15 protein-coding genes and 3 tRNA genes are annotated in these 16603 nt (G+C 73.0%); 6 read left to right on the forward strand and 12 right to left on the reverse strand.

Features of this window, described 5'->3' with window-relative positions; translation table 11 throughout:
• Window positions 1–57 precede the first annotated feature (57 nt).
• The 3 genes from OG422_RS09045 to OG422_RS09055 form a co-directional block, all read right to left on the reverse strand.
• On the reverse strand, window positions 58–1092 hold the full coding sequence (locus OG422_RS09045; protein ID WP_405741791.1) for a LacI family DNA-binding transcriptional regulator: 1035 nt from the start codon (window positions 1090–1092) through the stop codon (window positions 58–60).
• A 604-nt stretch (window positions 1093–1696) separates the two neighbouring features.
• A complete protein-coding gene (locus OG422_RS09050) occupies window positions 1697–2125 on the reverse strand; it encodes an organic hydroperoxide resistance protein (RefSeq protein WP_405741794.1) in 429 nt (142 codons plus the stop codon).
• 254 nt (window positions 2126–2379) lie between these two features.
• Window positions 2380–3399 (reverse strand): NADP-dependent oxidoreductase, encoded by a 1020-nt coding sequence (locus OG422_RS09055; protein ID WP_405741797.1) that lies wholly within the window; start codon window positions 3397–3399, stop codon window positions 2380–2382.
• A gap of 88 nt (window positions 3400–3487) precedes the next feature.
• On the opposite strand from OG422_RS09055, the gene OG422_RS09060 reads away from it, so the two are divergent.
• The 4 genes from OG422_RS09060 to OG422_RS09075 all read left to right on the forward strand — a co-directional run bounded on the left by OG422_RS09060 (window position 3488) and on the right by OG422_RS09075 (window position 6591).
• Entirely contained in the window at window positions 3488–3919 is a 432-nt protein-coding gene (locus tag OG422_RS09060; protein ID WP_143943241.1) for a MarR family winged helix-turn-helix transcriptional regulator, read from the forward strand.
• Window positions 3920–4029: 110 nt separating this feature from the next.
• A complete protein-coding gene (locus OG422_RS09065) occupies window positions 4030–4683 on the forward strand; it encodes a DsbA family protein (RefSeq protein ID WP_143943240.1) in 654 nt (217 codons plus the stop codon).
• 133 nt (window positions 4684–4816) lie between these two features.
• Window positions 4817–5410: a hypothetical protein gene (locus OG422_RS09070; protein WP_405741802.1), complete on the forward strand. Its 594-nt coding sequence runs from the start codon at window positions 4817–4819 to the stop codon at window positions 5408–5410.
• A gap of 149 nt (window positions 5411–5559) precedes the next feature.
• Complete coding sequence (locus tag OG422_RS09075) at window positions 5560–6591, forward strand: rod shape-determining protein (RefSeq protein ID WP_405741805.1); 1032 nt, start codon at window positions 5560–5562, stop codon at window positions 6589–6591.
• 83 nt (window positions 6592–6674) lie between these two features.
• Here OG422_RS09075 and OG422_RS09080 read toward each other — a convergent pair whose 3' ends face one another.
• The 5 genes from OG422_RS09080 to OG422_RS09100 all read right to left on the reverse strand — a co-directional run bounded on the left by OG422_RS09080 (window position 6675) and on the right by OG422_RS09100 (window position 8426).
• Window positions 6675–7265, reverse strand: coding sequence for a histidine phosphatase family protein (locus tag OG422_RS09080; protein WP_405741808.1), 591 nt, complete (start codon window positions 7263–7265; stop codon window positions 6675–6677).
• Window positions 7262–7645, reverse strand: a complete 384-nt coding sequence (trxA, locus tag OG422_RS09085; RefSeq protein WP_143943944.1) for a thioredoxin — start codon at window positions 7643–7645, stop codon at window positions 7262–7264. Before trxA ends, OG422_RS09080 begins: the two co-directional genes overlap by 4 nt.
• Before the next feature lie 376 nt (window positions 7646–8021).
• Window positions 8022–8095 (reverse strand) — tRNA-Ile (locus tag OG422_RS09090).
• A 180-nt stretch (window positions 8096–8275) separates the two neighbouring features.
• A tRNA-Asn gene (locus tag OG422_RS09095) sits at window positions 8276–8348 on the reverse strand.
• Window positions 8349–8353: 5 nt separating this feature from the next.
• Window positions 8354–8426 (reverse strand) — tRNA-Asn (locus OG422_RS09100).
• 273 nt (window positions 8427–8699) lie between these two features.
• On the opposite strand from OG422_RS09100, the gene OG422_RS09105 reads away from it, so the two are divergent.
• Window positions 8700–8999, forward strand: coding sequence for a YtxH domain-containing protein (locus tag OG422_RS09105; protein WP_143943943.1), 300 nt, complete (start codon window positions 8700–8702; stop codon window positions 8997–8999).
• An 81-nt stretch (window positions 9000–9080) separates the two neighbouring features.
• Entirely contained in the window at window positions 9081–10565 is a 1485-nt protein-coding gene (locus OG422_RS09110) for an FGGY family carbohydrate kinase (protein ID WP_405741811.1), read from the forward strand.
• Window positions 10566–10570: 5 nt separating this feature from the next.
• Here OG422_RS09110 and OG422_RS09115 read toward each other — a convergent pair whose 3' ends face one another.
• From OG422_RS09115 to OG422_RS09130, 4 genes are all read right to left on the reverse strand, one after another.
• Window positions 10571–11782, reverse strand: coding sequence for a sigma-70 family RNA polymerase sigma factor (locus OG422_RS09115; protein ID WP_405747698.1), 1212 nt, complete (start codon window positions 11780–11782; stop codon window positions 10571–10573).
• A 437-nt stretch (window positions 11783–12219) separates the two neighbouring features.
• Window positions 12220–14130, reverse strand: a complete 1911-nt coding sequence (gene dnaG, locus OG422_RS09120) for a DNA primase (protein WP_405741814.1) — start codon at window positions 14128–14130, stop codon at window positions 12220–12222.
• 48 nt (window positions 14131–14178) lie between these two features.
• Window positions 14179–15204: a pyridoxal-phosphate dependent enzyme gene (locus OG422_RS09125; protein WP_143943834.1), complete on the reverse strand. Its 1026-nt coding sequence runs from the start codon at window positions 15202–15204 to the stop codon at window positions 14179–14181.
• A gap of 9 nt (window positions 15205–15213) precedes the next feature.
• Window positions 15214–16476: an NAD(P)/FAD-dependent oxidoreductase gene (locus OG422_RS09130; RefSeq protein WP_143943833.1), complete on the reverse strand. Its 1263-nt coding sequence runs from the start codon at window positions 16474–16476 to the stop codon at window positions 15214–15216.
• Between the last annotated feature and the right edge of the window lie 127 nt (window positions 16477–16603).

The raw sequence follows: 16603 nt of genomic DNA on the forward strand, positions 1-16603 counted from the left end.
GGGCGGTCCGGTGGGCGGTCCGCCGCTCAGGACACGTCGGCGTTCAGAACAGTCGGCTCATACGGCATCGGCGGGCCTGGGCACGGGCACCCGCCCCCCGGCCGGTTCGCCGCACGAGCTCCGGGCCACCAATAGCGCCGGGAGCAGCACCGATGCGGCCTCGCGGCCCTCGATACGTGCCAGCAGCGTGTGCACGGCGGCCCGCCCCAGCTCACGGGTGGGCTGGGCGATGACGGTCAGCGGCGGATCGGCATGGCGGAACCACGGGACCTCGTCGTAGACCACCAGCGCCATGTCCTCGGGGATGCGCAGCCCCCGCGCGCGCAGTTCGTCCATCGCGCCGAGCGCCATGAGGTTGTCGGTGGCCAGCACCGCGTCCGGCGGCTCGGGAAGATCGAGGAAGGCACGCATCACGGCGCGGCCGCCGGTGTGCTGAAGGTCCGGGGTGGCGCCGACGCACGCGTCGGGGAGCGCGATGCCGTGCGCGGCGAGCGCCGTACGGAAGAGCCGGAGCCGTTCGTCGCCGGTGGGCGTACCGGCCGGTGCCACGATGATCGCGGGACGACGGCGCCCGAGGGCGGCGAGGTGCGCGGCGAGGTCGGTGAGGGCTTCCCGGCCATCTGCGCGTACGCACGGAGCGTCGACGCCGGGCACGATCCGGTCCAGCAGCACCAGCGGCGTACCGGACGCGACGACCTCGCCGAGCATCGTGGAGCCGGTGCCCGCCGAGCTGACCAGCAGCCCGTCGATCTGCCGGTCGAGGAGCGTGCGGATGTAGTCGTCCTGCTGGTCGGGGCGTTCGCCGGCGTTGCCGATGACCAGGCTGTAGCCGAGGCTGCGGGCCTCGTCCTCGACGGCGTCGGCCAGCTCGGTGAAGAACGGATTGGTGAGATCGCCGATGATCAGCCCGAGTGTGCCGGTCCGCGCGGTGCGCAGGGCACGGGCGACGTTGTTGGGGCGATACCCCAGCTCCCGCACGGCGGCGAGCACCCGCTCCCGTGTCTCGGCCACGGGACTGTGCCCGTTGAGCACCCGTGACACGGTGGCGACCGAGACTCCTGCCCGCTCCGCCACGTCCTTGATGTTCGCCATGGCGCCGTTGCCATCCTCTGCGTGCGATCGACGTGTAATCGATTTCTCGGAGGATACGAAATCGATTACATGCGGGCTTCGTCAAGGCGGCGGGGACGTGGCCTGCGTCACGTGGGGGGGGTGCTTCGGCTGATGCCGATGCGTCCTCGGCGGCCGGGCGAGGGCGGGACGCGGCGGTCCGGGAGGCGGATACGGGGGGGGTGGCTCGGTGCGCTGGGGCGCTCGGCTACGCCGGTCACCGGGGCGCCGGTCGATCGGCTGACTGGTGGCTCGGTACGCAGGTCACCGATGCGCCGATCGTCCGGCTGGCCGATCGCCGGTGTCGCCGTCGACGGCGGGTCAGGGCAGCAGGCCCGGGTGGCCTGCCGTGGCTGGCCGAGACACATCGGTGACCAGTAGTCAGGACATCGAATGGAGTCGCCCCTTGAATCCCAGTCACCCACCCCACCAGACAAGGTCCCTGACAACACGCCAGCCCTCCCCCTACACCCCACAACCCCCAAAGGCCGCCCCCCACCGGAAGCGGCCTTCAGGTTCAACTGCCCCACCGTCTTGCGGTGTCAGCCAGTTGAGGGTTCGCGGCTGGCGACGCCGGTCCCGTAGGTCAGGCGACGGTAAGCGTGACCTCGATGTTGCCGCGGGTGGCGTTCGAGTACGGGCACACCTGGTGGGCCTTCTCGATGAGTTCCTTGGCAGTGGCGGCGTCGACGTGGGGAATCGACGCGGAGATCTCGACCTTGAGGCCGAAGCCACCGGCCGGGGTCTTGCCGATGCCGACATGGGCGGTGACGCGGGAGCCCGAGACGTCGGCCTTTTCCTGGCGGGCGACGACGCTGAGCGCGCCCTGGAAGCAGGCGCTGTAGCCCGCGGCGAACAGCTGCTCCGGGTTGGTGCCCGCGCCGCTGCCACCTTGCTCCTTGGGCGGGTTGACGATGACGTCGAGCTTGCCGTCGTCGCTGGAGACGCGGCCGTCGCGGCCGTTCTCGGCGGTGGCGACGGCGGTGTAGACGACGTCGACCGGCTGGATGGACATGTGAATCCTCCTGCGGTTCGCCGCGACTCGCGCCCACGATCGCGACGGCTTGCCCCGAGCCTAACGGTCCCCCCGTACGCATGGCGCGGCGAGCCGGTGAAGCCGGGCCCGACCGACGGCGGGCCGACCGACGGCACCGCCACCGGACGCCGACCACCTCACACCGGCCAGCAGCTGCCGAGTTCGCAGGCCCCGGGACCGTACGCCGTCCCCCTCGGCGCGCGGCCCCGGCGCCGATCCACGGCGGAGGCGGGTCAGTCCGCCACGGTCACGATCATCTTGCCGGTGTTCTCGCCGCGGAGGAGGCCGAGGAACGCCTCGACGCCGTTCTCGATGCCGACGACCTCGGTCTCGCGGTACTTCAGCGCACCGGAACGGATCCAGCCGGAGACCTCCTCGACGAACTGCGGCTGCAGCGCGCTGTGATCGGCGACCAGCAGACCCTGGAGGCGGAGCCGCTTGCCGATGACCAGCGCGAGGTTGCGCGGGGCCGGGGTGGGCTCGGTGGCGTTGTACATCGAGATCATGCCGCAGATCGCCGCACGGCCATGGACGTTGAGGGAGCTGATGGCCGCTTCGAGGTGGTCGCCGCCGACGTTGTCGAAGTAGACGTCGATGCCGTCCGGTGCGGCTGCCTTGAGCTGCCCGGAGACCGGGCCGTTCTTGTAGTTGAACGCCGCGTCGAAGCCGTACTCCTCCACGAGGAGCTTGACCTTCTCGTCGGAACCGGCCGAGCCGATCACCCGGGACGCACCCTTGAGCTTGGCGATCTGACCGACCTCGCTGCCCACCGCACCGGCCGCGCCGGAGACGAAGACCGCGTCCCCCTCCTTGAAGGAGGCCACCTCCAGCAGACCCGCGTAGGCGGTCAGGCCGGGCATACCCAGCACGCCGAGATAGGCGCTCAGCGGGGCCAACGAAGGGTCGATCTTCGCGGCGCGCGCGGCGTCGAGCACCGCGTACTCCCGCCAGCCGAGACCGTGCAGCACATGGTCGCCGACGGCCACGTCGGCCGAGCGCGAGGCGATGACCTCGCCGACCGCGCCGCCGTCCATGGGGCGGTCCAGCTGGAACGGCGGGACGTAGGACTTCACGTCGTTCATCCGGCCACGCATATAGGGGTCGACGGAGAAGTGCCGCGTGCGGACGAGGACCTGGCCCTCGCCGACCTCGGGCACCGCGGCCTCGCGCAGGGCGAAGTCGTCCGGCGTGGGCCAGCCGTGCGGACGGGCGACGAGGTGCCATTCACGGCTGGTCGTGGGCAGTGCGGACATGACGCGATCCTTCCTGATGCTTCAGCTACTGAAACAACCATGCCTCTGAATATTTCATCCTGTCAAGCAATTGGGTATCCTGGTGGACATGACTCCGCGCGCAGACCACCTGACCGTCGAGGTCGTCGATCTCATCGGCACCGTCGTCGCCCGTTACCACGAGGAGTACGAGCACGCGGCGTCGCAGCACTCCCTCACCGGGGCGCAGGCCCGGGTGCTCGGCCTGCTGGCCGCCCAGCCGCTCCCCATGCGGCGGATAGCGCAGCGCCTGAAGTGCGAGCCGTCGAACATCACCGGCATCGTCGACCGGCTGGAGTCCCGCGGGCTGGTCGAGCGGCGGCCCGACCCCGCCGACCGCCGGGTGAAACTGGCCGCCCCGACGGACGAGGGCAGACGCACCGCCGAGGCGCTGCGCGGCTCGCTGAACTTCGCGCGCGAGCCGCTGGGCCGCCTGACGGTCGCCGAGCGGACCCTGCTCAAGGAGCTGCTGCAGCGGATGCTCGGCACCGCCCCGGAGTGAGCGGCCACGGCGCCGGTTCGGCTCCGGCCGGGTGGCGGCGCCCGGTGGCCCACCCCTGCGGACGGAAAATGGCCCGGGCACTACGCCTCGTCCCGGCATAGCCTGAGCCCATGACCGAGATCACCGCCCCGGAAGACCGCACCCCGCAGCCCGGGTCCGCCCGCCACACCGTCGACTTCTACTTCGATCCCATCTGCCCGTTCGCCTGGATCTCCTCCCGGTGGATCCTGGAGGTCGAGCGCCACCGCGACCTGGATCTGCGGTTCCGGGTCATGAGCCTGTCCGTGCTGAACGAGGGGCGCGAGGACCTGCCGGAGAAGTACCGGGCGCTGCTGGACGAGGGATGGGGCCCGGTGCGGGTCTGCATCGCCGCGGCTGCCGGGCACGGCGAGGAGGTGCTGCGCGATCTGTACACCGCGCTCGGCACCCGGCTGCACAACGAGGCCCGCGAGGACACCGAGAACGTGATCCGGGAGGCGCTGGCCGAGGTGGGGCTGCCCGCCGCGCTGGCCGGGGCGGCCGAGACCGACCGCTACGACGAACTGCTGCGCCGGAGCCACCACGAGGGCATGGACCCGGTGGGCGAGGACGTCGGCACGCCGACGATCCACATCGACGGGGTCGCGTTCTTCGGGCCGGTCCTGATGTCGATCCCGCGCGGCGAGGACGCGGTGCGGGTCTTCGACGGCGCCCGGCTGCTCGCGGGCTACGACCGCTTCTTCGAGCTGAAGCGGACCCGCACCGGGGAGTTCGACTTCAGCTGACGGGCCGCGAGCGGGCGGGGTGACGGCCCGGTCGTCACCCCGCCGCTCCCCAACTCCCCTACCTCCCCGACCCGGTGGCGCGCCCGACGCGGCCCGCACCGTCCACCACCCCTCGTGCACAACGATGTCCCCCATGAACCCACCCCACGCCCCCGGCCCCTCCGGTGCGCTGCCCGGCCCGCTCGCGTTCCAGCTCGTGCTGTTGCGGCGGATGGCCGACCACCAGCCCGGTCTCGTCGAGGCGGCGCTACGGGAACTCGACGTGTCCCGGGCCCAGCAGCGCGAGGCGAACAAGCGGTGGCAGGCCCGGCTGCACGCGCCCGGGGCGCGCACCGGGGCGCGGCCCTACCGTGCACTGCTCGGTACGCCCGAGACCGTCACGACCCGCCGGGTCGGCGATCTGACCTGCGAGGCGCTGCGCTGGCCGGTGCCGCTCTGGCCCGATCTGCGGTTCGAGGTGCTGACCGCGCCGGGCGGCGCCGTCTGGAACGCCTGGCTGGTCCGCGCACCCGGGGCCCCCGCCCCGCGGCTGCGCACCGCCGACGACCTCACCCCTTGGTCCTGCACCGCCGACGAGGCCGCCCGCGCCTTCGCCCCGGCCCGCCCCTTGGAGGGCGACGCCCCCAACCGCTGGAACCTGTGGGCCACGCTCCCCGGCCCGACGGGTGAACTCCGCTCCGCCGTCCTGGAGTTCACCTGGGGCCTCTTCCAGCGCCGGCTGAGCTGACGCCGCCCCGGGGCCCGTTCCCGGCGGGTATCGGTACGTCCCCCGACCGGACCTCCTCAACGCGCAGCGGGCGGGCGGGCGCCACAGGATGGCCGGGAGTGCTCCTTGCGACGCTCCATCCGTACCGGCCCACAGGGGAGGAATCTTCCATGACCACCAGCCTCGCCCAGCTGCGCCGTTGTTCGGTGGCAGTCGACATCGGGGCGTCCCGGACCCGCATCTACCTCAAGAATCAGGGGCTGATCGTCGACGAGCCGACGGTGGCCGCCGTGAACGTCCGTACCGGCGCGCTGCTGGCCGTCGGCACCGACGCCGCGGTGATGGACGGCCGTACGCCGGAGTACATCCGGGTCGTACGGCCGGTCGCCAACGGCACGGTGGTCGACATCGACATGGCCCAGCGGCTGCTGCGGCAGCTCGTCGGCAACAAGCTGCGCCGGACCTGGCGGCGGCGGCCGACGATGCGGGCCGCGATCTGCCAGCCGTTCGGCAGCGAACCGCTGGCGCAGCGCGCCGCGGTGGAGACGCTGAGCGGGCTGGGGGCACGGCGCGTGGAGCTGGTCGACACGCTGGTGGCCGCGGCGGTCGGCTGCGGACTGCCCGTCGAGCAGCCCGAGGCGACCATGATCGTGGTGTGCGGGGCGGGCACCACGCAGATCGCGGTGCTCTCCCTGGGATCGATCGTGGCGGCGGAGACCGTGGCGGTGGGCGGCAACGCCATCGATCACGCCGTCGTCCAGCATCTGCGCCAGCACCACGCGGTGCACCTGGCGAGCCGCGCGGTACGGCCGCTGCATCTGATGCTCTCCGGCACCGGCGGCCTCGCCGCGGGGCCGGCGGAGGTGCACGGACGCGATGTGGTCAGCGGGACGACGCGGTGCGTGCAGGTGGACACCGACCGGGTCCGGCACGCCATCGCGACACCGCTGACGGCGATCCTGGACGGCATCGGGTCGGTGCTGCGCCGCTGCCCGCCGGACCTCGTCGCCGATCTCGGCGAGCGCGGCATCATGCTGGCCGGGGGCAGTGCGCTGATCCCGGGCCTGGAGTCGATGATCCGGGAGGCGACCACCGTGCCGGTGCACATCGCCGACCGGCCCGACACCTGCGCCGTCCAGGGGCTCGGCGCCATGATCGAGGGCAAGGTCGAGCCGATGTACCTCGACCCGATGGCGCCCTGACACCGGGGCGCCCGCCGACGGCACGGCCCGCCGCCCTCGAACATGCCCGTGGGGCAACACCGCCGCCGCTCACGGCCCGGCGGCTACCGGGCGTTCCACGCCACCACGGCGGGTCGGCCGTGCTCGGTGCCGAGGATGCCGACGGCGCCGGTCCCGAACGTGAACAGCGCCCCCGCGGACGGCGGCAGACCGAGCCTGCGGGCGGTCAGCACCCGCAGGAAATGCGCGTGCGCGACGAGCGCCACGTCCCCGTCGTCCGCCGCCAGCAGCGGCACTACGCGCGCCAGGACGGCGTCCGCGCGCGCCCCGACCTCCTCGGGGGACTCCCCGGGATGCCCGTCGGGGCCGGGAACGGTGCCGTCGGTGAAGAGGAACCACTCCGGCCGCTCCCGCTGGATGTCCGGCGTCGAGATGCCCTCGTAGCCCCCGTAGTCCCATTCGCGCAGACCGTCGTCGGTCCGCGCACCGTCCAGCCCGGCGAGCTCCGCGGTGCGCCGTGCACGTGCCATCGGGCTGACGCGGACGGAGGCGATCCGCCGGTGGGCGAGGAGGGGCCGCAGGGCGCGGGCCTGCTCCTCGCCCTCGGCGGTGAGCGGCAGATCCGTCCAGCTGGTGTGCCGGCCGTCCCTGCTCCACTCGGTCTCGCCGTGCCGGACCAGCAGCAGCTCGCTCACTTCTCCTGCGCCTGCTCGGCCTGCTGCGCCTCGGCGACCGAGGTGCGGACCTCGTCCATGTCCAGGCCGCGGGCCTGCCCGATGACGTCCTCCAGGGCGGCCTCCGGCAGCGCCCCGGGCTGGGCGAACACCGCGATGTTGTCGCGGACGATCATCAGCGTGGGGATCGACTGGATCTGGAACGCCTGGGCCAGCTCGGGCTGCGCCTCGGTGTCCACCTTGGCGAAGACCAGATCGTCGTGCTTGTCGGAGGACCGCTCGAAGACCGGACCGAACTGCTTGCACGGGCCGCACCACTCGGCCCAGAAGTCGATGAGGACGAAGTCGTTGCCGGAGACGATCTCGTCGAAGTTTTCCTTGGTCAGCTCTACGGTGCTCATGCGGGCTCCCTACTTGCGGGTCTGTCGTGTATGTCCGGTCCGTATCCAGCTGCGGCAACGGGATCGCCCCGCACCGTATTCCGCACGCCGGACCGTCCCGCTCCCCTGCCCACGGCGCGGCGTCCTAGACATCCCGGTGACACGCGTTTGACGTGGCGCTCAGCACACCCGGAGGGCGCCCCGGGACGGGTCGCCGAGGGCCTGTGCGGGGCGGTCCCGCCGCCGATCGGGCGGCGGCCCGGGGCGTTCGGGTGCCACCGGGGAGACGCGGGCCGCGCCGGGGCTCCCGCGCCCCGTCCGCGCATAGAGTGAGGGCCCTCACAGTCGACTGCGAGGGCCCTGTTACGTGCCTCCCAGGCAAGACGCCTGGCCTGTGTGGGGCAGGTGGGGCTCGAACCCACGACCGACGGATTATGAGTCCGCTGCTCTGACCGGCTGAGCTACTGCCCCCACACGGCGCGCCGCGCACATTTGTGCGCGCCGTCTGCCGCAGCATAGCCGCTCATACGATCTGCTGCCCGTGTGGGCTGCCGTCCGGCGGCTGTGCACGGTCAACAGGACTTCACCCGCAGGGCTTTCGGTTCCCCACACATGAAAAAGGACCCCTTTCCGGGGCCCTCTTCATTGTTGCTCCCCCGACTGGACTCGAACCAGTAACCCTCCGGTTAACAGCCGAATGCTCTGCCAATTGAGCTACAGGGGATCGCGCTCCCCCGACTGGACTCGAACCAGTAACCTGCCGGTTAACAGCCGGCTGCTCTGCCAATTGAGCTACAGGGGAATGCTGCGTGTGCCTCGAATGCTTCGCCGACCGGAACTCCGGACGGCGTGCGCTCGCTGCGACACATACATTAGCGCAAGCAGGGGGGTGCTCCGCCAATCGGTATCGCCACAGGTGATCACCGGCCCCGCAGGGCAGGCGCGCGGCACAGCCCGCAGGTCCGGTGCACCGGTACCGGACGCGACCGAACGCCATCGGCGGGCGGCACCGCGGCGGAGGCGGCACGGCCCCTCCCCGGCGGACGCGCCGCCGACGACAGGAAAGGGTGGAGCGATGCGCTACCGGCTCACGTTCATCGCGGGACTGGCCGTCGGATACGTGCTCGGCACGCGGGCCGGACGGGAGCGGTACGAACAGCTGCGCAAGGCGGCCCGGCGGGTCGCGGAGAACCCCGCGGTCCGCAACACCGCCGAAACCGCCGCGCTGGGCGGCCGGGAGGCGGCGACGAAGGCGTTCGACAAGGTTTCGGCCAAGGTCGGCGACCGGATGCCGCAGGCGGTCACCGACCGGGTCCGTTCGCTGCGTGAGCAGCGCGATGCCGACCCGGACGACTGGGGTACGAGCAACACCTGACGCCGCCCGCCCCCGCCCCGCGGCGGCCGTCGTAAACCCTGAGGCGTCCCGGGCCCGCCGGATGGGGCATCATCTGGAGCCATGGGGAAAGTCGCCGGGTTGGACAGTTCTTCCGAGTGCACACGGATCGTGGTCTGCGATACCGATACCGGTGCCGTCATCAGGCGGGGGTACGCGCCGCACCCTGTCGAGAAGGGGCCCGAGGTCGACCCTCAGGCGTGGCTGATGTCACTGGGTGAGGCCGCCGGGAACGGGCTGCTCGAAGGCGTCCAGGCGATCGGGGTCTCGGCTCAGCAGCACGGGCTGGTGCCGCTGGACGCCGAGGGCGGGCTCGTCCGCCCGGCGCTGGTCGGCAACGACAAGCGGGCGCAGAGCGCCGCGGCCGATCTGGCGGACTCGCTCGGCGGACGGGCGGCGTGGGCGCAGGCCATCGGGGCGGTGCCACAGGCGGCACACCCGGTGACCAAGCTGCGCTGGCTGGCGCGGAGCGAACCAGCAAACGCCGCCCGGATCGCCGAGGTCATGCAGCCGCACGACTGGCTGGCCTGGCAGCTGCTGGGCCGCCCGGCGCGGCGGACGACGGACCGGGGCGGTGCCTCGACCACCGGGTTCTGGTCGGCGGCCGCCGAGGCGTACCGGCCGGATCTGGTGGAGATGGCGCTCGGACATCAGGTGCGGCTGCCGGAGGTGCTGCGCCCCTGGGGGACGGCGGGCTTCACCCCGGAGGGGCTGCTGATCTCCGCGGGTACGGGCGAGACGATGGCGGCGGCCTTCGGGCTCGGCGTGGGCGTCGGCGACGCGGTGATCTCGCTGGGCGCGTCGGGTTCGGTGTTCAGCATCCACCACGAGGCGCTGGTCGACGCCGAGGGCACCATCACCTCGTTCGCCGATGCGACGGGCCGCCATCTGCCGGTGGTGCACACGAGCAACGCGGTGCGGGTGCTGCGCGGCACCGCCGAGATGCTCGGGACGGACCTGGAGGGGTTGTCGGAGCTGGCGCTGACGTCGACGCCCGGTGCGTACGGCATGGTGCTGCTGCCGTATCTGGAGGGCGAGCGGACGCCGCATCTGCCGCACACCGCGGGGTCGTTGCACGGAATGCGCCGGGAGAGCATGAAGCCGGAGCATCTGGCGCGCGCCGCGGTCGAGGGGATGCTCTGCGGGCTCGCCGACGCGCTGGACGTGCTGCGCGGCCGGGGCGTGACGGTACGCCGGGTCTTCCTGCTGGGCGCGGCGGCGGAGCTGACCGCGGTGCAGGCGGTGGCGCCGGCGCTCTTCGGCGTGCAGGTCGTGGTGCCACAGCCGGCCGAGTACGCGGCGCTGGGCGCGGCACGGCAGGCGGCGTGGGCGCTCGGCGCGGCGCACGGCACGCTGCCCACCGCCGAGCCGGGCGGTCCGGCGGAGCCGCCGCAGTGGCCGGCGGCCGCGAGCCAGGTCTTCGAGCCGGGCGAGGAGCTGCCGGTGGGGCAGGCGGTGCGCCAGCAGTACGCGGCGGTGCGGGAGGAGGCGTACCCGGGGGCGTTCACCGCGGCGCCGCCCGCGGAGGCGTTCGTACCGGAGGGGTGACGGCGTCAGTCGAGGTAGCCGCGGAGCTGGTCGGCGTAGGCGTGGTCGCGGAGCTTGCCGAGGGTTTTGGACTCGATCTGGCGTATGCGTTCGCGGGTGACGCCGAAGAGGCGGCCGATCTCCTCCAGGGTGCGGGGGCGGCCGTCGGCGAGTCCGTAGCGGAGCTGGACGACGCGGCGTTCGCGTTCGCCGAGGGTGGACAGGACGGCGTCGAGGTGTTCGCGGAGCAGGAGGAAGGCGGCGGATTCGGCGGGTGAGGGGGCGTCGCCGTCCTCGATGAGGTCGCCGAAGGAGACGTCGTCCTCCTCGCCCACGGGGGCGTGCAGCGAGACCGGTTCCTGGGCGAGGCGCAGGACCTCCTCGACGCGTTCGGTGGTGAGGCCGAGGTGGACGGCGATCTCGTCGTGGGACGGTTCGCTGCCGGTCTCCTGGAGGATGCGGCGCTGGGTGCGGACCACGCGGTTGATCAGTTCGACGACGTGCACCGGTACGCGGATGGTGCGGGCCTGGTCGGCGAGGGCGCGGGACATCGCCTGGCGGATCCACCAGGTGGCGTAGGTGGAGAACTTGAAGCCGCGGGCGTAGTCGAACTTCTCGACGGCGCGGATCAGGCCGAGATTGCCCTCCTGGACGAGGTCGAGCATGGTCAGGCCGCGGCCGAGGTAGCGCTTGGCGACGGAGACGACGAGGCGGAGGTTGGCCTCGATCAGACGGCGTTTGGCCATCCGGCCGCGGACCACCAATGTGTCGAGATCGCCGGCGAGTTGGGAGCCGAGGTCCGGAGTGCGGGCCAGCTTCTCCTCGGCGAAGAGCCCGGCCTCGACGCGGCGCGCGAGGTCGACCTCGTCGGCGGCGGTGAGCAGCGGGATGCGGCCGATCTCGCGGAGGTACTGGCGGAAGAGGTCGGCGGACGGGCCCGCCGCCTCGGAACGCAGCGGCGGGCCGGGGACGCTGTCCGCCTCGTCCTCGGGGACGCCGTCCGCCTCCTCGCCGGGGACGGCCGGCGGCCCCTCCGGGAGGTGTCCGGCGTCCGGCGGGGCGGGGCGGGCGGGCTGCGTGGGGACGCGGAACGCGCCGGGGGCCTTATGGGGGCCGCCGCGGCCGGCCGGGCCGCGGGCCGGGGCTTCCTCCCCCTGCGGCAGGGTCTTCCCGGTCGCGGCCTGCGGGGCGCCGGGCGCCCCGGGGAGGATCTGGCTCTGCACGGGGGCGACCTCCAGGGGATTCGCTGCGCGGGCGGCAGGGTCCGGGAGCGGCGGCGGGCCGGCCGCCGTACCGCGAGTGGCCGCGGGCGGGAAGCGGGTGCGCGGGAGCGGATGGGGCGCGGCGGACTCGCGCACCGCTTCTCAGTGTGGAGTACGACACAGGGCTGCCACGAGGGGCGTGCGAGCACTTTCTGAGTTCGTTCCGTGACCGTCCGGATACGCCGGGGCGTCGGGCGGAGCGCGGCGATCGGGTGTGCGGGGCGCGGGGGTGTTCCTGGGGCCGACGGGGCGGGGCCGGGCTGCCGCAGCGGCGGCGCTGTCCCGGAGCCGGGCGGCCGGAAGGGGGAGCCGGGCCCGGGGCCGGGCTGCCGGAACGGAAGGCGAGGCCGGACGGCAGGGGCAGGCCCCGCGGCCGGGCGGCGTGAACGGGGCCCGCGCCCTGCCCGCCGCGCCTACAGCGCCGCGTACCCCCGTTCGCGCAGGGACTGGCCGTACTGCTGGAGGACCCAGAGTTCGTTCTGGACGGCGGCGAGGTGTTCCGGGTCGGCGCGGGGGCCGAGGCGCTGGAGGGTGCCGCGGATCTCGGTGATGCGCTGGTTGACGGCGGCGAGGCGGACGGCGACGAGCTGGACGCCCGCGTATGCCTCGTCCGGGTCGCGGCGGGTGTGCAGCGGCTCGACGATCAGCTCGGTGACCATGGCGCGGACGGTGTCGTCGGGCGCGGCCTCGCGGACCCGCTGGACGTAGCCGTCGTCGTGCGCCGCGGCGCCCCCGGCGTCCTCGATGCAGCGGCGGACCACGACGTACGGCGGGGCGGTGAACTCATCGATGCCGTACGCGTCGAAGGCCGGGGAGACCAGGTCGGGGCGTTGGAGGGCGAGCTTGAGGAGTTCGCGCTCGACGCGGTGGGCGGGGCTGCGGAGGTTGAGCGCGGGACCGCGCAGGCCGGGGGCGGGCGCCTCGGCCTCGGACACCGGGGCCCGGCCGCGGGGGGCTCTGCGGGACTGGTCGGGCCCGCCGTCGCGGCCGCGCTCGCGGGCCCAGCGGGCGAGCTGCCCGACGCGGCGGACCACGAACTGGGTGTCGAGGATGCCGAGCATCCCGGCCAGCTGGACGGCCACTTCGTGCTGCGCGCCACTGTTCTTGATGCGGGCCACGACGGGCGCCGCCTCGTCGAGGGCGGCGGCGCGACCCGCAGGGGTCTCCAGCGCGTAGCGGCTCACGATCTGGCGGAGGGCGAACTCGAAGAGCGGGGTGCGGGGTTCGGCAAGATCGGCGACGGCCGTGTCGCCCTTGGCGAGGCGCAGCTCGCAGGGGTCCATGCCGTCGGGGGCAATGGCGATGTAGGTCTCGGCGGCGAACTTCTGGTCGTCCTCGAAGGCGCGCAGGGCGGCCTTCTGGCCCGCCGCGTCACCGTCGAAGGTGAAGATCACCCGAGCCGAGCCGTTGTCCATCAGGAGTCTGCGGAGGATCTTGATGTGGTCGCCGCCGAAGGCGGTACCGCAGGTGGCGATGGCGGTGGTGACTCCGGCGAGGTGGCAGGCCATCACGTCCGTGTAGCCCTCGACGACGACCGCGCGGGAGGACTTGGCGATCTCCTTCTTGGCCAGGTCGATGCCGTACAGGACCTGGCCCTTCTTGTAGATCGGGGTCTCGGGGGTGTTGAGGTACTTGGGGCCGTTGTCGTCGTCGCGGAGCTTGCGGGCGCCGAATCCGACGACCTCGCCGGAGATGTCGCGGATCGGCCACATCAGGCGGCCGCGGAAGCGGTCGATGGGGCCGCGGCGGCCGTCCTGGGAGAGACCGGAGAGGATCAGCTCCTTGTCGGTGAAGCCACGGCCGCGCAGGAAGCGGGTGAGGTGGTCCCACCCGGCGGGGCTGTAGCCGACGCCGAAGTGCTGGGCGGCGGCCTGGTCGAAGCCGCGCTCGGCGAGGAAGCGGCGGCCGATCTCGGCCTCGGGCGAGTCGAGCTGCTCGATGTAGTAGCCGGCGGCGGCCTTGTGGGCCTCGACCAGGCGGGTGCGTTCGCCCTGCTGGCGGCCGGGGGTGTAGCCGCCTTCCTCGTAACGCAGGGTGATGCCCGCCTGGGCGGCGAGGCGTTCGATGGTCTCGGCGAAGGAGAGGTGGTCGATCTTCATGATGAAGTCGACGGTGTCGCCGCCCTCCTGGCAGCCGAAGCAGTGGTAGAGCCCCTTGGCCGTGCTGACGTGGAAGGACGGGGACTTCTCGTCGTGGAACGGGCACAGGCCCTTGAGGTTGCCGCCTCCGGCGTTGCGGAGCTGGAGGTATTCGGACACGACGGCGTCGATCGGGACCGCGTCCCGTACCGCCTTCACGTCGTCATCGTTGATCCTGCCTGCCACGCGTGAATTCTACGGCCGGGCGCCGACAGTCCCGTCCGGGCCGCCGCGTCAGAGGGCGTCCGGGGCCGCGCCCATCACCTCCAGGAAGCGGTCGAGGGCGATGTTGCCGCCCGAGACGACCACGCCGACGCGGGGCGGGAGCGCGGCGATACGGCCGCTGAGCAGGGCGGCGAGGGCGCAGGCACCGCTGGGCTCGGTGACGATCTTGAGGCGTTCGAAGGCGAACCGCATGGCGGCGCGGATCTCGTCGTCCGTGACGAGCACGACGGAGTCGAGGAGCCGCCGGTTGATCGCGAAGGTCAGCTCGCCGGGCATCTCGATGGCCTGCCCGTCGGCGATGGTGCGCGGCACGGGGACGGCGACGCGCTCCCCGGCGGCGAGCGAGCGCGCGGTGTCGTCGCCGGTCTCCGGCTCCACGCCGATCATGCGGATACCGGGGACGAGGGCGGTGGCGGCGGTGGCGCAGCCCGCCATCAGGCCGCCCCCGCCGACGGGTGTGAGCAGCGCGCCCAGCGGCCCGGTCTCCTCGATCAGCTCCAGGGCGGTGGTGCCCTGGCCCGCGATGACGTCCGGGTGGTCGTAGGGCGGGATGAGGGCCAGCCCGCGCTCCTCGGCCAGTGCGCGGCCGAGGGCGGTGCGGTCGCCGGTGTAGCGGTCGTACGTGACGATCTCCGCGCCGTAGCCCGCGGTGGCCTCGCGCTTGGAGCGCGGGGCGTCCTCGGGCATGAGGATGACGGCGGTGGTGCCCAGTTCGCGGGCGGCGAGGGCGACGGCCTGGGCGTGGTTGCCGGAGGAGTAGGCGGCGACGCCGCGGCGACGCTGCTCGGGGGTGAGGCGGGCGACGGCGTTGTAGGCGCCGCGGAACTTGAACGCGCCGACGCGCTGGAAGGACTCGCACTTGAGGTGGACCTCGGCGCCCACCAGCGCGTCCAGGGTGCGCGAGCGCAGCACCGGGGTGCGGTGCGCGACGCCCGCCAGCCGGGCCGCGGCGTCACGGACGGAGTCGAGGGTGACGGCCGCGGCGGGGCCGGCGGGCGGCGTGGGGCCACTGGGGCCGGAGATGCGGGCGCTCATGGCGGCACGCTACGGGAGCAGGCTCTCCAAGGAAACCTCGGGATCGGCCAGGGCCGCGGGGTCCAACGGGTGCCCGGAGCGGATGAGTTGCTGGATCGGCTCGGTGACGTCCCAGACGTTGACGTTCATCCCGGCGAGCAGCCGTCCCTCGGACAGCCAGAAGGCGATGAACTCACGCTTGGCGACGTCACCGCGGCAGACGACCTGGTCGTACGAGCCGGGCGGGGCGTAGCCGGAGTACTCCATGCCGACGTCGTACTGGTCGGAGAAGAAGTACGGGACGCGGTCGTAGGCGACGTCCTGGCCGAGCATGGCGCGGGCCGCGGCGGGGCCGCCGTTGAGGGCGTTGGCCCAGTGCTCGACGCGGATGCGGGTGTCCAGCAGCGGATGGTCGGCGGCGGCGACGTCGCCCGCGGCGTAGACGTGCGGGTCGGAGGTGCGCAGGGCCGCGTCGACGGCGATGCCGCCACCGGAGGAGCGGTCGACGAGGGCCAGTCCGGCCTGTTCGGCGAGGGAGGTGCGGGGCGCGGCGCCGATGGCGGCGAGGACGGCGTGGGCGGGGTGCTCCTCGCCGTCGTCGGTGCGGACGGCGAGCACCATGCCGTCCTGGCCGACGATCTCGGTGAGGCGGGCGCCGAAGTGGAAACGGACGCCGCGCTCGCGGTGCAGATCGCCGAAGAGGTCACCCAGCTCGGGGCCGAGGACGGTGTGCAGCGGCGTCGGCGCGGTCTCCACGACGGTCACCTCGGCGCCGTACGAGCGAGCCGCGGCGGCGACTTCGAGGCCGATCCACCCTGCCCCGGCGATGACGAGATGGCCGTTGTCGCGGCCCAGGGAGGCGAGGACGCCGCGCAGCCGCTCGGCGTGGGCGAGGCGGCGCAGATGGTGGACGCCCGCGAGGCCGGTGCCGGGGATGTCGAGGCGGCGCGGTTCGGCGCCGGTGGCCAGCAGCAGCTTGTCGTAGACGATGAGGGTGCCGTCGCCGAGGCGTACGGTCCGGGCGTCCGGGTCCAGGTGGACGGCGGGCTGGCCGAGGTGCAGTTCGATGTCGGCGCCCGCGTACCAGGCGGGTTCGTGGACGAAGACGCTGTCGCGCTCCTCCTTGCCGAGCAGGTATCCCTTGGACAGCGGCGGGCGTTCGTACGGGTGGTCGCGCTCGTCGCAGATGAGGATCACCCGTCCGGTGAAGCCCTCCGCGCGGAGGGTCTCGGCGGCTTTCGCCCCGGCCAGGCCGCCCCCGACGATGACAAACGTCTGGTGTGCTTCGACCACTTGCTTCCTCCTCGTTGTCGGTGCCGTACGTCCGCTTCCGCGGCCGTGCACGTCGCCGATCGTTCCCCCGCTGTTCGGTCCCCCGTGTACGCTCCCCCGTTCTCCGTCCTCGTTACCGTGTTTCGCG

Source organism: Streptomyces sp. NBC_01525, from assembly GCF_045040405.1.
Taxonomy (GTDB): domain Bacteria; phylum Actinomycetota; class Actinomycetes; order Streptomycetales; family Streptomycetaceae; genus Streptomyces; species Streptomyces benahoarensis.

What these genes read in the sequence shown, in the direction of transcription:
- OG422_RS09045 (WP_405741791.1), bottom strand. Translation starts at nt 1,092, where the DNA reads ATGGCGAACATCAAGGACGTGGCGGAGCGGGCAGGAGTCTCGGTCGCC.
- OG422_RS09050 (WP_405741794.1), bottom strand. Translation starts at nt 2,125, where the DNA reads ATGTCCATCCAGCCGGTCGACGTCGTCTACACCGCCGTCGCCACCGCC.
- OG422_RS09055 (WP_405741797.1), bottom strand. Translation starts at nt 3,399, where the DNA reads ATGTCCGCACTGCCCACGACCAGCCGTGAATGGCACCTCGTCGCCCGT.
- OG422_RS09060 (WP_143943241.1), top strand. Translation starts at nt 3,488, where the DNA reads ATGACTCCGCGCGCAGACCACCTGACCGTCGAGGTCGTCGATCTCATC.
- OG422_RS09065 (WP_143943240.1), top strand. Translation starts at nt 4,030, where the DNA reads ATGACCGAGATCACCGCCCCGGAAGACCGCACCCCGCAGCCCGGGTCC.
- OG422_RS09070 (WP_405741802.1), top strand. Translation starts at nt 4,817, where the DNA reads ATGAACCCACCCCACGCCCCCGGCCCCTCCGGTGCGCTGCCCGGCCCG.
- OG422_RS09075 (WP_405741805.1), top strand. Translation starts at nt 5,560, where the DNA reads ATGACCACCAGCCTCGCCCAGCTGCGCCGTTGTTCGGTGGCAGTCGAC.
- trxA (WP_143943944.1), bottom strand. Translation starts at nt 7,645, where the DNA reads ATGAGCACCGTAGAGCTGACCAAGGAAAACTTCGACGAGATCGTCTCC.
- OG422_RS09105 (WP_143943943.1), top strand. Translation starts at nt 8,700, where the DNA reads ATGCGCTACCGGCTCACGTTCATCGCGGGACTGGCCGTCGGATACGTG.
- OG422_RS09110 (WP_405741811.1), top strand. Translation starts at nt 9,081, where the DNA reads ATGGGGAAAGTCGCCGGGTTGGACAGTTCTTCCGAGTGCACACGGATC.
- OG422_RS09125 (WP_143943834.1), bottom strand. Translation starts at nt 15,204, where the DNA reads ATGAGCGCCCGCATCTCCGGCCCCAGTGGCCCCACGCCGCCCGCCGGC.